We start from the raw sequence: 15,617 nt of genomic DNA on the forward strand, positions 1-15,617 counted from the left end.
CGGGTGTGTCAGTCACGCACCAGCCATCGGCGCAGCTCGTCACCCGGAGCCCAGGTGGAGTGGGTTCCGCTGGAAACGCGTTCCGGCAGAGCGAGTTTGCACACCGGCCCATCTACGACCCGGGCCGCCTCGAACATCAGGCAGTAGGACGCGTCGTCGTTCATGTCGGTGGTGATGGTGACCAGGTAGCCATCGTCCTCGCCGCGGCTGCCCACCCGGGGCGCCATCGCGGTCTCGCTGCCGTACACCCCGTCCTCGAAGGCATAGCGCTGCTCGGACCCGGTGAACAGGTCGTGGCGGACCAATCCGTCGAACAGGAACCAGCCCGGCTTACCCGTGGCGGCATAGGCGTAGCGGTAGTCGCGTCCGGCATAACCGGGGTTGATCATGCCGAATTCGGTGATGCTGTCGGACAATTGCTCCTCGCGGGTCTGGCCGGTGACGAGGTTGAACCGCCAGCGGTGCAGCCTGGTCTGCATCTTGTCGAGCGCCAGGGCCGGTGCCGCGTTGCCCTGGAAGAACCCGTCGAGCACGATGTCGTCACCGTCCTCGTAGGCGTTGGTGAAGTGCAGGACGTAAGTGGTGTCGGCCTCGAACCACTTGACGTCGCCGGCGGCACCGCGGCGGGGGAGGACGGCGAACCGGGATGGCATGTCGCGGTGCAGTTTTGGCAGGTGCACGTTGTTCTTGAGGAACTCGGCATCCCAGAACAACGGAAAGTCGTTGAGAATCACGTAATTCTCCGTGAACGCCATGTCGTGGGGCAACCGGGGCCCGGGCAGTTCGACGTCGACGTAGTGCACCAGGCGGTTGTCAGCGTCCACCACGCCGTAGTGCATGTACGGCGCCTGCTTGCCGTAGTTGAAGAACAGCAGTTCACCGGTGGCATTGTCGGCCTTGGGATGTGCCGACACACCCCAATCAGCGGGGAAGGCCCCACCCCAGTCCTCCTTGCCCAGGGTGTCGCCGGTGTACGGGTCGACGCGGTACAGGTCGCCACACTGGTAGAAGCTGGTGAGCGCGACCCCGCGGTGCACCGTCACGTCCGTGCTCGAGGCGTCCTTCATCAGGGTGCGGGCGCCCCAGCCGTGGTCGCGCCGGGCCAGTTCGACGGGCTCGGCGATACCGGGCCACAGTGGCCCGCCCGCCTCGTTTTCGGCCAGGAAGCCGTCGGTGCGGATGAACCTGTTGCGGTAGAACGCTTTTCCGTCGCGGAAGCCGACGATGTGCAGCATTCCGTCCCCGTCGAAGGGGTGGTAGGTCTGAAACGCCGGATGCAGCGGGTTCTCGGTGTTGCGGAGGTAGACACCGTCGAGGTCGGTCGGGATCTCGCCGTCGACGACCCGCAGATCGTCGGCATCGAATTCGGTGGTCTGCGGCCGCCACGCCCCGGTGCGGTAGGGGTGGCTGTCGTCCTCGGGCAGGGTGGACAGGAACTTGGTCACGATCTCGGTGTGCATGTCTACTCCTTGCTCGCCGACACGACAAAGCTGACGGTGGTTGCGGTGCTGCCGCCAAAGTTCAAGGTGCCGAAGTTCTTTGCGTTCTCGACCTGGTACGGCCCGGCGGTGGCGCTGACCTGTTTGGCGGCGTCGAGCAGCATGCGGACCCCGGTCGCGCCGACCGGGTGGCCGCCGCCGATCAGCCCACCGCTGGGGTTGATCGGCAGCCGCCCGCCGATCTCGATCTCGCCGTTCTCGACGGCCTTCCAGGATTCACCGGGGCCGGTCAGCCCGATGTGGTCGATGGCCAGGTACTCGCTGGGAGTGAAGCAGTCGTGGACCTCGAACCCGTCGAGATCGTCGAGCCCCACGCCGGCACGGCCGAAGGCATCCAGCACGGCGTGGCGTACGTGCGGCAGCAGGTACGGATCTGTGGCGCTGTGATCGAGCTTCTGCCGCAGGCCGAGCCCGACAGTGCTGTGGCCCCAGCCGTCGATGCGGGCGATCGGCCGGGCGTCCGGGTGCGCGCGCAGATAGGTGTCGCTGACCAGCACCAGCCCTGCTCCGCCATCGGTCATCTGGCTGCAGTCGAAGCGGCGCAGCCGGCCTTCCACCACCGGATTGGTGGCATCGTCGTCCCCGATCGGATCGGGCACCGTCCAGTCGCGGGTCTGGGCGTTCGGGTTGGCCCGGGCGTTACGGAAGTTCAGCGCGGCGATGGCGCGGAGGTGCTCGGCATCCAGGCCATAGCGCTGGTCGTAGGCGTCGGCTACCTCGGAGAACATCGATGGCCAGACGAACTTGGCATCGTCGGCTTCATGACCGGTCCAGGCGGCGGCGCCGAGGTGGGCCGCGGCGGTATCGCCGGGCACTGTCTTCTCCAGCTCCACCCCGAGGACCAGGGCGCTGTCGTAGGCGCCCGAGCGTAGGTCGGCGATGGCCGCGAGGATCGCGATGCTGCCTGACGCGCATGCGGCCTCGTGACGGGAGGCCGGGGTGCCCCACAGGTCCGGATGCACCGTGGCCGGCATCGCCCCCAGGTGGGCCTGGCCGGCGAACAGTTCACCGAAGGCGTTTGCGACATGAACGACGCCGACGCCGGTGGCGTCGACTCTGGCGCTGCTCAAGGTGTGGTCGACGACCTCGCGGGTGAGCTCGGCGAAGTCGATTCCCTGGCGGGAGAGATTGCGCGCGAAGTCGCTCTGGTAACCGCCGAGAATCCAGACGTCCTCCATGAAGCCGAAGCTACTACAACTAAGAGAGTGACTCGGGCGATTGAAACAAATAACGCCGTGGCGAAAATCCATGCCTGGATTCCCGCCACGGCGTTACCCGTGGTTAAGCCGACTTAGTCGTCGTGACCGTGGCCATGCCCGCGGCCGCGGCCGTGCCACCCGTTGTCGTACCAGCCCCAACCGGGACCCTCCACGCAAGCCTGTACGTAGCCGTACGGTCCGGTCGCGCAGATATTGGGACCGGCCGATGCAGGAGCGGCCCCAGCGACTGCCACTCCGACCGGCACCGCCAACGCACCCAGCCCGACTGCAGCGGCCCTCATTAGTTTCGAACGGATCATTTTCACCTCCGGGTTGTTTGCTGTGGTGGAGCTCAGAACCCCCGACTGTAGATAACATTAGTGCATCTCACGATGTTCCCGGGAATTGCCTGGGAGCCTGCCATGCAGCCAATTTGCTCTCCGGAAGCTCTCCCCGGTCACGGCGTTGAATTCATTTGCCAAGGGAAATAGGGGTGTCGGATGGCTTCTCGGGGTGTTGCCAGCCACCTGCTGTGACGCCTGGGTCGCGTGGTGTGGCAGGGGCCTTCGACGAGTTTTGCCGAGGCCGGTGGTCTCCATTCAAGGACCGAACTACAGGAGGGGTATTCGTGGGAGCGCTGGACGGCAAGACGGCTCTGGTGACCGGAGGGGCGCGCGGGCAGGGGCGTGCGCACGCCACGACGTTGGCGCGTGAAGGCGCCGACATCGTGGTGTGCGACATCGCGGCGCCGGTCGAATCGGTCGACTATCCGTTGCCCACGCCGGCCGACCTGCGGCGGACGGTGGAGGAGGTGTCCGCGCTCGGCCGGCGCTGTCTGGCGGTGATCGCCGATGTCCGCGACCTGGCGGCCATGCAGTCGGCGGTGGACACCGCGGTCGCCCAGTTCGGAGGTATCGACGTGGTGCTGGCCAACGCCGGGATCGCCAGCAGCGAGCCGATCGCGACCATGTCCGAGCAGCGGTGGCAGACCATGATCGACATCAACCTGACCGGCGTGTTCAACACGTTCCGGGCCGTGCTGCCCCATCTGATCGAGCGCCGGGCCGGGCGCATCGTGGCCACGTCGTCGATCGTGGCGGGCACGGGCGCCACCAACTCCGGTCACTATGCCGCGGCCAAGGCCGGGGTGGTGGCCCTGGTCAAGTCGGTGGCATACGAGGTCGCCGAGTACGGCATCACGGTCAACGCGGTGCTGCCGTCCGGGGTGAACACGCCGATGATCCACAACCCGGCGACCTACAAGGTGATCCGGCCGGACCTGGAGAACCCGGGCCTCGACGACGTCGAGGAGATGTTCGCCCAGGGGCGGCCGCGCCCGGGTCTGCTTGAGCCACAAGACGTCGCCGATGCCGTGCTGTACCTGGTGTCGGATCGGGGCCGGCTGCAGACCGGGGAGTCGATGGTCTTGTCCAACGGGTTGAACTGACCCGGGCCGACGCCGGGCGGAGGCTCAGATGCTTCCGCCCGGCGTCGGCGACCGACTCAGCAGCCGCAGCTGCAGGACGACGAAAGTTCCGCGTCCTCGGTGGCCTCACCGGACTCCGAGCCCTCGGACCCGGGACGCCAGTCGAACGGGAAGTGCTTGCTTGAGCCACCGCTGTGCTCATGTGACCAGTCGAAGCCGACGGCGTGGTCCTCTTTGACCACTCCCCACGTGGCAACCTGGCCCGGACCGACCTCCGCGCCAGGCGCATTGGTGGTGGTCACCCGGCGGTTCGGGTCAGCTGTCGGACCGGTCAGCGCCTCGACCCGCAGGTCGACCTTGCCGGGAATCTCGGCGCGCCAGTAGGCGAGGTCCTCGGCGGCGTCGAAGTTGATCGGGGCGTATTCGATGCCGCGCAGTTCCTCGATCAGGCTGCCGAATTCGGCCGGCCAGCCGCCTTCCTTGCCGGTAAAGATGCGCTCGAGTGCATCACGCTGAGCGGCGTCGCCCTTTTCGTCGATGTAGAACATCAACTTCATCGTCGCGTTCGGGTCGCCGATCCACATGTTGCCGGCGAACTCACCGAGTGCGATCACGCTCAGACCCGCCAAATCGGTGTCGCCGTAGTGTCCTTCGCGGACGTGCCACACCAGGGTGAACAAGCAATCTCCATGCGTCGGCTCCTGGGCGAAGCTGCACGGGCAAGGCAGCTTGCAGCTGCACACGTCGAACCATTCTCCGCGCAAATGCCAATCGACCTGCGTCGACGAAGTTGTCATCGATCTCGCTCCTTCTGTTGATACCCCTAGGGGGTATGTGACCAGGCGACCGTATCAGTGGTGAAGTGCGGTGCGCAAGTACCCCCTAGGGGTATCATTGTGGCCATGCTCAAGCGGATGTGCGTAGGAGTGTTGACCGTCGTCGCCTCGATGTCTCTGGCCTCATGTGGCGCATCAGCCGGCCCGCCGTCAGCCGCCACCATCGAATCCGGCACGGTGAACGTTGAGCATCATCGGCTGGTCGGTGCTGACGAATTCGCCACCGCTATAGGAAGATCCGACACGCTGACCGTCAACGTCCACGTGCCCTACCAAGGCGACATTCCCGGCACCGACCTGTCGATTCCATTCGATCGGGTCGCCGAGCAATCCGACCGGCTACCTGGTGATCGCGACGCCACGATTGCGATCTACTGCCGAACCGGACCCATGAGCGCGACTGCCGCCGAAACGTTGAGGTCGTTGGGCTATACCGACGTGGTCGAACTCGCGGGTGGAATGAAGGCCTGGCAGGCCAGTGGTCGTCCCCTCGTCGGAAACTGAGCCTCCAGCAATTGAACTGACGTATCAGTCCGAGGACAGGGTGAGCAGGCGCCGCAGGATCCACACGACCCGCGCGAGCGACGCGACGGCCGCGACGGCTGCCCCGACGATCGCCGTCTGGAGCCACCAGTAACCGGTATCAAGATTGGCGTCGGTCATCAGCCCGGCAATCGCCACCACGAACAACGTGAACAGGGCCGGGAGCACCGACACGAATGCGGTGCCCACCCGGCGTTTGTCGTCGGCGGGTAACAGCTTGTCCACGGTGGTCATCGGCGCCCGCAGCAGGTTGACCAGGATCGAGATGCTGGTCAGGGTGAACCCGCCCATCGTCGCCGCCACCGTCGCCAGAATCTGGTAGGCGGTTCGGCGGGTGTCGTGGGGAACCTCGGTCAGGGCCCACGGCAGCCAACCGGCCCTGCCCAGTGTCAGCCACACGCCGACGACGATCAGGGCGAGCAACCAGTCCGTCCATTGATGACGAACCCAGTTGTGCTGGAGCCTTTCCCGCAGGCTGAACTGCATCACCGGGCGCTTATTCGCGTTCATCGTCGGGTATCTCTATGAATGCGTCGGAATACGGCGCTGGGTTGCCGGGAACCTCAGCCACGGCCGAGAACAGATACTCGCGGTTGCGAGTCAGCGACTGCCGCAACAGCTCTCGCGCATATGCGGTCGATCGCTCCGGATCGTTCAACCGGTCGGCATCGACCTGGGTCTTCTCGACGAACCTGTCTTCGAGCAGGTCGACCGATTGTGGGGTGCCGCTGATCGATCCGACGACGCGCGCGCTCTCGAACTCCGACAGTGCGCCGGAACCTCGCAGGGTGTCGATCAGTTCGCGGATCCGCCGGCGGATCGCATCCTTCTGTGTTCCGGTGCCGCGACGGCCGACCGAGATACCGATGCGGACGACGCCGTCCTGGGCCAGCGCGCGGGCGCCGTCGAGCGCCTGGACCCAGTCACCACCCACGAGTTCCCGATTGATGCGATTGGCCGGGATTGCGACGTCCACCCTCGACACGCTCATCTCGTCAAGTGCCTGGTCGAGGTTCTGGGTAAGCACTGGCTCGATGCCCACTTCTATCTCGAGCTTGTGCTCGAGATAGTCGACCAGCCGCCGGGACCGGGGACCGTCACCGCTTGTCAGCATGGCAACGATGTTGCGCTCACCGAACAGGCAATACGTCGGTTCCAGCAGACCCTCATCGGGAGTCAGCCCGATCGCACGCCGGGCGCCGGCGGCGCTGCCGATGCTGGGCAGGTTTTCCCGGCGCACCTTGTCGAGGATCAGCATCCGATCATCACGCGTGCCGTGTGCGATCAGCAGCATCCCGTCGGGGCAGCGGCGGTAGCGGTTGAGGCCGTCGGCCTCAGCTCGCGTGAGCCGCCGAACCACCTGCTCGGCCGGAAACTCACCGGGCAGCGGAGCACCGTCCGGCTGCAAAAGCCGCCAGTACTGCACCGTGCGGTTCACTCTGTCATCCCCCTGAATGGTCGATCTGCCGCTGACGTTACTGGCGCCTGCCGACAAGATCGGGGACTCGCGAAGCCTCACCCGAGGCAAGGCAAAAAGTTGTGGTGCCCCCGGCAGGATTCGAACCTGACAGACGCGGGTAGGGCCAACTTGCTGACTGACCTGCAATTACGTTGGGGCACAGCCGATTACGGCTTGTTTGTTTCATACCAACACACGCAACTGATCACCCTTGCTGATAGCATGGAAAGCACGTTAAGAGCACGTTGGTGGCTAACCCGCAGGTCAGCGCGCAGTGTGTCAGGAACCAATTTCACATCTTGAATCAGAGGGACCGAAACGTGTTGGAACTAAGCAGCGTCCAAGATTTAGACGCACATGAGCAATCGGACGTTGTGACCAAGCCGCGCAACCCTAAGTACAAAGGGGCCAAAAAGGGCCACCGGGGTTGGGGGACGGTGCGCAAGCTGCCTAGCGGGAAGTATCAAGCGTCCTATGTCGGCAGGGACAACATGCGTCATAAGGCTGACGGCACGTTCGATAGCAAGATGAATGCCGAAGGTTGGCTAGCCAATGAATCGGCCTACATGGAGCGTTGCCGTATGACCGGTGAGGCGTGGAAATCTCCCGCTCAGCGTGCGGAGGAATCGAAAGCAACGGTTCTGTTGCTTTGCGACTACGGCAGGCAGTGGATCGAACAGCGACCGTTGAAGGAAACCACGCGGGTCGAATACTTCAGCAAGTGGAACAACCTGATTGAACCTGCCCTGGGTTCAATCGCGCTGGCCGATCTGTCTGCGGAAGCGGTACGCGCTTGGTATGCGGGTCTGGGGTCTGACCAACCAACCAGGCGCAAGCACGCCTACGCATTGCTTCATGGCATCTGTAAAACCGCGCTCAAAGATGAGCTGATCCAGCGCAACCCCTGCCAGATTGACGGCGCGATGACTACGCGGCGCAAACGTGAGCCTGAGATTCTGACACCGGCAGAACTGGCAATCGTGGTGGGCGAGATTCCCGCACGGCTTCAAGCCCTGGTGCTCTTGGCTGCATGGTGCGGTATGCGTTGGGGTGAAGTCACAGAGCTTCGGGCCAAGGATTTCAAAGCCGATTGTTCAATGGTCGCGATTGCACGCGGTGTGACCCACAAGGGCCAGTGTCGAGTAGCCAGCACCAAATCAGACAAGGTGCGCAAGGTGCTGATTCCGGCTGCGATCCAACCGGCGATCAAAGCGCACATCAAAGAGTGGGCTGACCCGTCGCGTGATGGTCAGTTGTTCGTGCCGATTCGTGGCGGCTGCCACGTAAACGATCAGGTTTTCGCAGAGACGTGGTACCAACCGGCTTTGGACAAGGCCAACCGTCCTGGTGTCCATCTGCATGACTTGCGTCATTTCGGTGCAACGATGCTGTCTCACGTTGGCGCAAGTGCGGCTGAGGTCCAGGCGTTCCTAGGCCATTCGACTCCCCACATGGCTATGCAGTACACAGCCGCCACGGACGAACGTCGGACGCTTCTAGCGCAGCGCATGTCGGAACTGGCCGAAACTGCGTAGTGGCGGCAAGCGGGCAGTATTGACGGGGCCGTATGGCAATATGTTCGCCGTGGGCGACGGGGACATTCTTAAGGATTTGCGCGACCAAGTTCTAGACGACGATCAACCGATTGCCGGGCTACTACGCAAGTGTCTAGCGCTTGGTGCTCTAACAGATTCAGATGAACTGCGAACGTGGGCGAACAACGAACTCAAGGGCTATCCCGATGATGCTCCCTTACCGCCATACCGCTCAATTACCGCACCGCTGTACATCGACACCATCAGTGGAAATTTTGTCTCAAAAGGCCAGCAGATCAATCACTTACAGATACCGAAAGATTTGCGCGGCGGTGTCCCAGAAGCTCTAGCGTTCAGACAGCCCATTCAAGAGGTGGCGCAGATGGCTACCTCAGCCAAGCAGTATCAGAGAATGGGGTACGGGTCATTTTCCCTGGTGGCGGCTGAATGGACAAAGAAGCTGGGGATGTTCCAGAGCGTCAACGCAATCTACTTCAGTGTTGCGACCACAGCTATCGGCGGGATCGTAGATACGGTGCGAACTGCGTTGCTAGAGATAGTGATTGACCTGACCAAAGATGTTCCTCTAGACAAACTGCCTAACAAGGCCCAAGTTGATTCGGCGGTTCAAGTGCACGTTGGTTCAAACGATAAGTACGAAGTGAACGTAAGTGGTTCGAACTCTGGCATCATCGGACAGGGTGCAGGTTCTACGCAGATTCAAAACCAGTCTGTACCAAAGGAACTGGTTGATTTGATCGGCACGTTGCGGGCTACCTTGCCGAAAATCACTGATGATGAGAAACGAGCAGATGCAGAGCAGGCGATAGCCGATTTTGAAGAGTCAGTATCGGAGGATGATCCGAAGCCGGACAAGATCAAACGTCGCTGGGGACTGCTTGAGCGCGTAGGTACTGCACTTGGCAGCGCAGTGCTTACGCAAGCAGTCAAAGAGGGTGCGCCCGTGGTGATGGACCACCTTCAACTCTTGACGTAAAGCACCTGTTGAATGCCCTGTGGCAGGTCTGCAACCTGACGGGGTGAACCCATCTACACAGGTAGGACGTTCGACGGTCAAAATCGTGCTTTCCACGTGCTCTTAATCGTCTAGCCCGCTTTCCAGCCCCGCCAATCGTCTACTGATTTCTTGGGCCTCACGTGCAATTCTCATCGCTTCAAACCCGCTGACCGTGGCACCCGGCCGAGCTGGCCTGCCGTACTCGCGGGGGCCTGAGTGACCCTCTGCGCCGTTTTGCAGGTCGGGCCGGTGGGATGGCCTAGCCGAACTAGGTTCGACCGTCGAAGACGACACCAGGGGGTCGCAACGCTCATCTGCACTCAAACGGGTGCCCGCCGGTGTTGGTATATCTGCCGGATTCGGTAGCGGGGGCTTCGTTCCGTAGGTTTCCGAATTCCCCTGCTGCGCAGGGTTTTCGGGGCTGTAATCGAAAGAATCACCAGAACCGATCACGCTGTCTATCAGATCGTTTGTTTCGATACCCAAACCGTTCGAACCATCTTGCGTCGCTGGTGTTCTGGGGCCGGAATAGATGCCCTCAAAAACTTCATCGAAACCGGTAGGTTGCTGACTGCCGGGCGATAGGACAACTTCGGTTGGTGCCTTCAATCCGATTCGATCTAGTGCGGAATCTGTTGCCTTGAGTCGTGTTTCCGGCTTGATCTGGTCATCTGTTGAGAAGTTCAACAACTGTTGCACCAACTGATCGGCTGCCATTTCGAGACGGACTCTGGCGGCTTGCTTAACCTGTGGTGCGCGGCCTCCATGCGCGTCACAGACTCGAAACCCATTGCGCACCGGCCTTTTGCAACGGCCCGAACCGTCTGATACTTCTGCACGGCAACGGGTGATCTGGACGCTGTAAGGCTGTGCGTTCCACCACTGTTCGGAAAACTGTGGGTGTTTTCTGGGCGGATTTGACTCCTCTTCTGTGACTGCGATTTTCGGAAGGGGTACCGGTAGATGGCTCGCGGAATCCCCACCCCCTATAGGGTCACGCTTTTCACTCGATTCATCCTCAACAACCTCAGCGTCAATGATTTCACGCTCTTTGGCCCGCTTCCGCTTGTACTCGGTGATTACATCAACCGGCTCTCTTCCGTCTAGTTCTGCCTGCCGGTTCTCGATCCGTTGCAAAGCATCAAGCTTCCGGTTCAATCGAATCTTCGCGTTCCGCCGATCTTTGTTCTTGATCCGTCGCGGGCTGTCGGAATCGTTCATAGTCATGTCAATCTCCAATTTCGTTGATCTAACAGCTGTTTCAGTTTGAATACTTTTGGGGTGAATGTGTGTGGCCTGCTGGGCCGCATGTTCGGATATGCCGTGTGAAAAATTTTTTATCCGGTGTGCGGGTGAGTGTGTGTGCCGCACCTAAAGGTGCAGGCAGCACATACACACACACCCACATACACCTACCGGAGATGCCCGGTCGGGGTGTACTTCTCGCACACCCAAACACACCCACACACATGCGATTCAACAGTGAAACCGGTTGCCTAGTCATCTGATTCAGCACCCATACGTTGTAGCTCCATTTTGGCCCGCGCTTGCTTGGCGCGAGCTATCCGCAGATCTTGGGGTAAGTCTTTCAACTCAGAGAACGATGCAAACCCATAGTGCAGCAGTGCTTTCCCGCGTTCGATCTGAAAAGCGTAGCCCTGTTCCACTAGGTAGTCGCGCAACGATTCACGCCAGCGATCCTTACCGATTACCTTGCGACCTTTGCCTTTAACGTTGTCGTGCATGTAGTTCACCACAGCGTTCTGCGTGCGGAATGAATCGCCTATGTCTGAAAGTAAGCGATCTAACAAGCGCTCCATGCACCACGTCGGCCGCTCGTTTGCCGTCTTTTCCTGTGAATCCTGTTGGTTCTCTTCTGTGTTGGGAACCGCAATCTTGACGGCATAGTTGTCTGAATCGCGAGCATCCATGATGAAGTCACCAACCCAATGCGATTGGTCCTTAGGCTCATACGCAACACCGTAGGCGCGAACGCCGCCGGGGCGATCTTTGCTCACGCGCACGGTTGACTTGCCGATCTTGCCCTTGGCGAACTTCTCGACCGAAATGAACCGGTACGCAGCGCCATCCAAACCGCTCATCTTGTGCTGCGAGCCAATCGGCATGGCGTGATTGTCGCTGTCTCTGGGAACGTGATCCAAACACACAACGGCAGCACCAGTGCGCTGCGCGACCGATTTGGGTAAGAGCTTCTGCCACTTGGCGATATCGCCGCCCTGGTTGTCTTTGAGATCTTCTAGCGCAATCGATTCGGTGACGCCATCAAGAACAACCAAGTCAAACGGTGGCTCTTGACTCAGACTGTGTTCAAAGCTGCTTCGGGCCTCTGCGGACGTCAGCGATTCCTCTGGCCGAATGTAGGCAAACCGTGCGGGGTTGTAGATCACAGCCTTGGTTACGCCAATTTGAACTAGCCGCCAACCGATTCCACGTGCATCATCCTCAAAGTCCAGATACAGCACACGGCCCCCAGCGGCTAAGGTCTGAGCGGCGAAAAACAGCGCAGCCCAAGTTTTTCCACATTCGTACGTCCCGAAAAACCAATGAATCTTGCCCTTGTACAACATGAGCTGACCATCGGCGCGCATACCCAAATCCGGCACGATTTCGCCGCGTACCATCGCGGCGGCCATATCCACCGGAAGCCACGAGTTCGATTGTTCATGCGCGGGTTCATCTTCCGATTCAGTCCAATCACGCGGATCCCGCAGAAGCGGGTGAGAATAGTCAATCGCAGGGTCAACAGGAATACCGTTGCGCGGCAACTCGGTTCGAGCTACCATGAGGTTGTTCCTTTCGCGAGGACACTGGGCCATGCCATCGGCCTTTTCCTTTCTGTTCAGCAGATCACCGGCTAGGCCATCCTCTACCTAGCCGGTTTTCTGTGCCTCCAAAATGGTTCTGCTAATGAACGTTGGTGTATAACAATCTAATTCAGTGGGACAGTGCTACGCCGGCCGATTTTGAACGGGTTTTGCCGGCCTGCCTTTGGGTAGTCGAAAGCTACAGCAAGGCAACGTCAGTTGCCGCGCAGGAACCACCAACCACCTAACGCGAGCCTGCCACCAGCACCGACCCGCAGACCAACAGCAACAGCGGGCGAGTGTTTGATTGATTAATACGGCAGCCCGTCATACGTAGAGGCATCATCGTTGCGCCAGCCGTTGGAACCCTGCGGGATCACGAAGCGGATTCCATTGATCAGGAACGCGGCGGGTACTTGATCATCGGGGTAATCGGTGGAATCCCACATCGTGAACCCTTCCACCTTGGGGTTTGGACGTGGGTTCGTCCATCTTGGCTGCCAGCGGCCATCGATCAACTCACGGTCAGAATCGTTCGCGCCGGTCGAGGAACCGATCAAATCCTCTAGGCACTGTGTGCAGACCACAAACACAAGCAGGTATTCACCCATCGCTTTGGTCACTAGGTACGGCTTAGACCACACAACCTCAGACCCTTCGGTTTGCGGCTTGATGGGGTGGTTGCCCCAATCGCAAGGCCAGTCCGTTTGAGCTGCGATGGAGCACATGACACCGCTGAGAGTGTCATACAGGGTGCCCCGAACCACTCGGACACTTTTCGGGTTGGCCGCAAAGATCACCCTGGGAACGCTGGCTTGTGTCGGGTCATCAGGATCGAACGCTGGCAGATCAATCAGCACGGAATCTTCGGGGCCAACACCGCCCCTCAGCACATCCCAGCTGGCGGAGTGAAACCGCAGGTTCTCGGTACCGATGAACCTGTGTGCCTGCAGCACGGACAAGCACTTTTTGCGTGCCCCGGGCTGTAGGTACAGACACGGCGAGTCCCATTGCCGAACTGTGTCGCCAACAGCGACCATCTGATCAACCAATTGATCAACCACCTTGTGATCTGCGGGCGGTAGACCGGCCTCACGTAGAACGCGGTCTAGATGGCTTTCGTACGGTTCGGTAGACAATTCAAGCTCCAATCACTGTTCGTTGATTTTTGGCGAAACTGAGGGGGCCATGTGCCCAACTGGGTACCGATACGTTGACTACTGCACCGCAGGCCGTGACTTGTTTGCCGATCTTGGACCTACCTGCAGGCCAGTTCAGCCGGTGGATCAGTCCGCACACCGGGCAATCGATTTCTGCCGTGCGTACGCCGTTTTCAGCCAGAATCACGGCGATGACCGGCGCGGTCACGCTGACTCTTCCAAGATTGCGCGCCGTAGATCGATTGTCACGTTGCGCATGGCCTCAATCTGGCGCTGGCGTTGTGATTGCTCTAGATCAACCGGCAATCGAGAAGTGAATCGTGTCTGTATGTCTACCAACCGTTTTAGGGCATAGTCTGCCGGGTGCCGCTGTTGGTATCTCTCATGGGGATTTCTCACCCGTTCAATCGTGAGCGCAATCGATCTGGCGGCATTGGTAGCAGCCGTACGAATCTCGGAATTCTCTGTGGTGGAGGCTAATTCAACGTAACTGCGGCGTTGCCGCTCCAACACTTGGCACAACTGTTCGCGGAGCATGGCTAACCCTCTCTGACCTGGACAAACGCCGACTGTACGCCGAAATGGACTGGGCTGCAAGGTAATACGGTGCTATGCTACGGCTACAGGTCGTCTACACACCTGAGGCCAGAGCACCACGCCAGCGCCGCCGCCGCTTTGCGGATTCTCGGGCTTACCTCATTTCCCCTGAGTTTCCGCAAAGCCCTGGGCGGTTTCCTAGTTTTGGCGAAAGGCTTTGCAAGTGAGCACTTTTACAAGCCCCCGATTCGATACGCGGGTTTGGCCTGTCATCCCGTTTGGTTCAGATGATGGCCTACTCACCGAAGGTGATGTGCTGGCGCGTGTTACGCATACCGCAGATGGTGTTGACCTCAACACCATTTGGCAGACCATGCAGAATGCGACGTCTACGTGGAACGCTCATCGAACCGCGTTGACCGATCTGCTTTCGTACTGGACTACCGCACCCGCTGAGGCCGTTGGACAAGGCCGCAACGAAGATGAGTTTGAGCTGGCGACGGAGCTGGGCGAGCCTGAAAGCCTGCGGCCCCCAAGTGCCTATAACCTGCTTGGCTTTACGTTTGAGGACTATGACCGTGCGGCCCGGTATTCATGGCGGGCACTGCGGGAGATGGATCAACGCCAAGTTTTGGCAGTCCACAACGAAGCGCTCAACGCTGACAACAGCCTAGTCACGAAAACGATTTTGAACCGGCTGTTTTCGCCGGTTCCCGAGTCCAACAGCTTCGGACACACCTGCTACGGGCTTTGGGCTGCCGACGGAATGCGCCCGCCAAACTGGCTCGGTAAATCGTTTGACGCCAACCACACTCACTACAGGTCAACGGGAAACGCTGAGATCGATTCGACGGATCTGCTTGAGGGCATCAAAGCTATCCGTGAGCACGGATACGGGCTTGTTGACTCTGATCAGGTTCTCATTGCACTGGTGAATGAAGCTGAGTCAGAAGTAATTCAAAGCTTCCGGGCCAACGTGGAGAACAACAACAGTGCTGTGAGCCGTTGGGACTTCATTCCGTCAAAGAGCCAGCCAGCGTTTACTTTGCAGGGTGCGGGTCAGTTGATCGGCGAACAACCCGAAGGTCAGATTTTCAACTTGCAGACCGTAGGTAAGTACGGCCCGGTTTTTGTGGTCGAATCATCGTTCGTGCCTGAGGGCTACTTTTCGATTGTCGCCACTGCTGGACCGGGTAACCCTTCAAACTGCATTGGCGTGCGCCAGCACGAGAACACTACCTATCAGGGCTTGAGGCATCTGCCCGGCAACACTGGCGGATATCCGTTGATCGAATCGTTCTATACCCGTTCGTTTGGTGTTGGCGTTCGTCATCGTGGCGCGGCTGTGTGCTACAAGCTGGGCGCAGGCCCGTACACCGCACCGGAGATTCTGAGCTAAATGAATCCCTCAGAGTGGTTATCTGCCAATCTAACTCAGGTGATCGTTGCGCTGGCTCAAGCTGGCGCGGCAATCGAACCTGAATCACTCCCAAAGGACTCACATGGTGTGGACACCGCAACCACTTGATCCGTATGACCTTGCATCAGACCCGCAAGAAAGTGAGTTTGGCTTGCCTGAG

At 60.1% G+C, this 15,617-nt stretch carries 14 protein-coding genes; 5 read left to right on the forward strand and 9 right to left on the reverse strand.

Translation table 11 applies throughout. From position 1 onward, the window contains the following. Positions 1 to 8 precede the first annotated feature (8 nt). Both ACWEFV_RS28425 and ACWEFV_RS28430 read right to left on the reverse strand, forming a co-directional pair. On the reverse strand, positions 9 to 1,460 hold the full coding sequence (locus ACWEFV_RS28425) for a carotenoid oxygenase family protein (RefSeq protein WP_450072627.1): 1,452 nt from the start codon (positions 1,458 to 1,460) through the stop codon (positions 9 to 11). Between the two features lie 2 nt (positions 1,461 to 1,462). Continuing rightward, on the reverse strand, positions 1,463 to 2,677 hold the full coding sequence (locus tag ACWEFV_RS28430) for an acetyl-CoA acetyltransferase (RefSeq protein ID WP_450072628.1): 1,215 nt from the start codon (positions 2,675 to 2,677) through the stop codon (positions 1,463 to 1,465). Positions 2,678 to 3,326: 649 nt separating this feature from the next. Here ACWEFV_RS28430 and ACWEFV_RS28435 point away from each other — a divergent pair. Next, entirely contained in the window at positions 3,327 to 4,145 is an 819-nt protein-coding gene (locus tag ACWEFV_RS28435; protein WP_450072629.1) for a mycofactocin-coupled SDR family oxidoreductase, read from the forward strand. 56 nt (positions 4,146 to 4,201) lie between these two features. Here ACWEFV_RS28435 and ACWEFV_RS28440 read toward each other — a convergent pair whose 3' ends face one another. After that, positions 4,202 to 4,921: a DUF1326 domain-containing protein gene (locus ACWEFV_RS28440; protein WP_450072630.1), complete on the reverse strand. Its 720-nt coding sequence runs from the start codon at positions 4,919 to 4,921 to the stop codon at positions 4,202 to 4,204. A gap of 105 nt (positions 4,922 to 5,026) precedes the next feature. On the opposite strand from ACWEFV_RS28440, the gene ACWEFV_RS28445 reads away from it, so the two are divergent. Beyond that, positions 5,027 to 5,464: a rhodanese-like domain-containing protein gene (locus ACWEFV_RS28445; protein ID WP_450072631.1), complete on the forward strand. Its 438-nt coding sequence runs from the start codon at positions 5,027 to 5,029 to the stop codon at positions 5,462 to 5,464. Positions 5,465 to 5,488: 24 nt separating this feature from the next. Here the strand turns inward: ACWEFV_RS28445 and ACWEFV_RS28450 are convergent, their stop codons facing one another. Further along, positions 5,489 to 6,013, reverse strand: a complete 525-nt coding sequence (locus tag ACWEFV_RS28450; protein WP_450072632.1) for a hypothetical protein — start codon at positions 6,011 to 6,013, stop codon at positions 5,489 to 5,491. Beyond that, positions 6,000 to 6,941 (reverse strand): oxidoreductase, encoded by a 942-nt coding sequence (locus tag ACWEFV_RS28455; RefSeq protein WP_450072633.1) that lies wholly within the window; start codon positions 6,939 to 6,941, stop codon positions 6,000 to 6,002. Before ACWEFV_RS28455 ends, ACWEFV_RS28450 begins: the two co-directional genes overlap by 14 nt. 395 nt (positions 6,942 to 7,336) lie before the next feature. Here ACWEFV_RS28455 and ACWEFV_RS28460 point away from each other — a divergent pair, with 395 nt between their 5' ends. Beyond that, on the forward strand, positions 7,337 to 8,497 hold the full coding sequence (locus tag ACWEFV_RS28460; protein ID WP_450072634.1) for a tyrosine-type recombinase/integrase: 1,161 nt from the start codon (positions 7,337 to 7,339) through the stop codon (positions 8,495 to 8,497). Between the two features lie 49 nt (positions 8,498 to 8,546). Beyond that, a complete protein-coding gene (locus ACWEFV_RS28465; RefSeq protein ID WP_450072635.1) occupies positions 8,547 to 9,494 on the forward strand; it encodes an AbiTii domain-containing protein in 948 nt (315 codons plus the stop codon). A 102-nt stretch (positions 9,495 to 9,596) separates the two neighbouring features. On the opposite strand, the gene ACWEFV_RS28470 is transcribed toward ACWEFV_RS28465, so the two are convergent. The 4 genes from ACWEFV_RS28470 to ACWEFV_RS28485 form a co-directional block, all read right to left on the reverse strand. Further along, a complete protein-coding gene (locus ACWEFV_RS28470; protein ID WP_450072636.1) occupies positions 9,597 to 10,742 on the reverse strand; it encodes a hypothetical protein in 1,146 nt (381 codons plus the stop codon). Between the two features lie 269 nt (positions 10,743 to 11,011). Next, on the reverse strand, positions 11,012 to 12,319 hold the full coding sequence (locus ACWEFV_RS28475) for an AAA family ATPase (protein ID WP_450072637.1): 1,308 nt from the start codon (positions 12,317 to 12,319) through the stop codon (positions 11,012 to 11,014). 332 nt (positions 12,320 to 12,651) lie between these two features. After that, positions 12,652 to 13,296: a hypothetical protein gene (locus ACWEFV_RS28480; RefSeq protein WP_450072638.1), complete on the reverse strand. Its 645-nt coding sequence runs from the start codon at positions 13,294 to 13,296 to the stop codon at positions 12,652 to 12,654. 184 nt (positions 13,297 to 13,480) lie between these two features. Further along, entirely contained in the window at positions 13,481 to 13,708 is a 228-nt protein-coding gene (locus ACWEFV_RS28485) for a hypothetical protein (RefSeq protein WP_450072639.1), read from the reverse strand. A 552-nt stretch (positions 13,709 to 14,260) separates the two neighbouring features. On the opposite strand from ACWEFV_RS28485, the gene ACWEFV_RS28490 reads away from it, so the two are divergent. After that, a complete protein-coding gene (locus ACWEFV_RS28490) occupies positions 14,261 to 15,436 on the forward strand; it encodes a hypothetical protein (RefSeq protein WP_450072640.1) in 1,176 nt (391 codons plus the stop codon). Positions 15,437 to 15,617 lie beyond the last annotated feature (181 nt).

The sequence above is a fragment of the Mycobacterium sp. NPDC004974 genome (assembly GCF_053600815.1).

Coding starts and splice junctions, on each gene's coding strand:
- ACWEFV_RS28445 (WP_450072631.1), top strand. CDS start 5,027: ATGCTCAAGCGGATGTGCGTAGGAGTGTTGACCGTCGTCGCCTCGATG.
- ACWEFV_RS28470 (WP_450072636.1), bottom strand. CDS start 10,742: ATGACTATGAACGATTCCGACAGCCCGCGACGGATCAAGAACAAAGAT.
- ACWEFV_RS28430 (WP_450072628.1), bottom strand. CDS start 2,677: ATGGAGGACGTCTGGATTCTCGGCGGTTACCAGAGCGACTTCGCGCGC.
- ACWEFV_RS28440 (WP_450072630.1), bottom strand. CDS start 4,921: ATGACAACTTCGTCGACGCAGGTCGATTGGCATTTGCGCGGAGAATGG.
- ACWEFV_RS28425 (WP_450072627.1), bottom strand. CDS start 1,460: ATGCACACCGAGATCGTGACCAAGTTCCTGTCCACCCTGCCCGAGGAC.
- ACWEFV_RS28475 (WP_450072637.1), bottom strand. CDS start 12,319: ATGGTAGCTCGAACCGAGTTGCCGCGCAACGGTATTCCTGTTGACCCT.
- ACWEFV_RS28450 (WP_450072632.1), bottom strand. CDS start 6,013: ATGAACGCGAATAAGCGCCCGGTGATGCAGTTCAGCCTGCGGGAAAGG.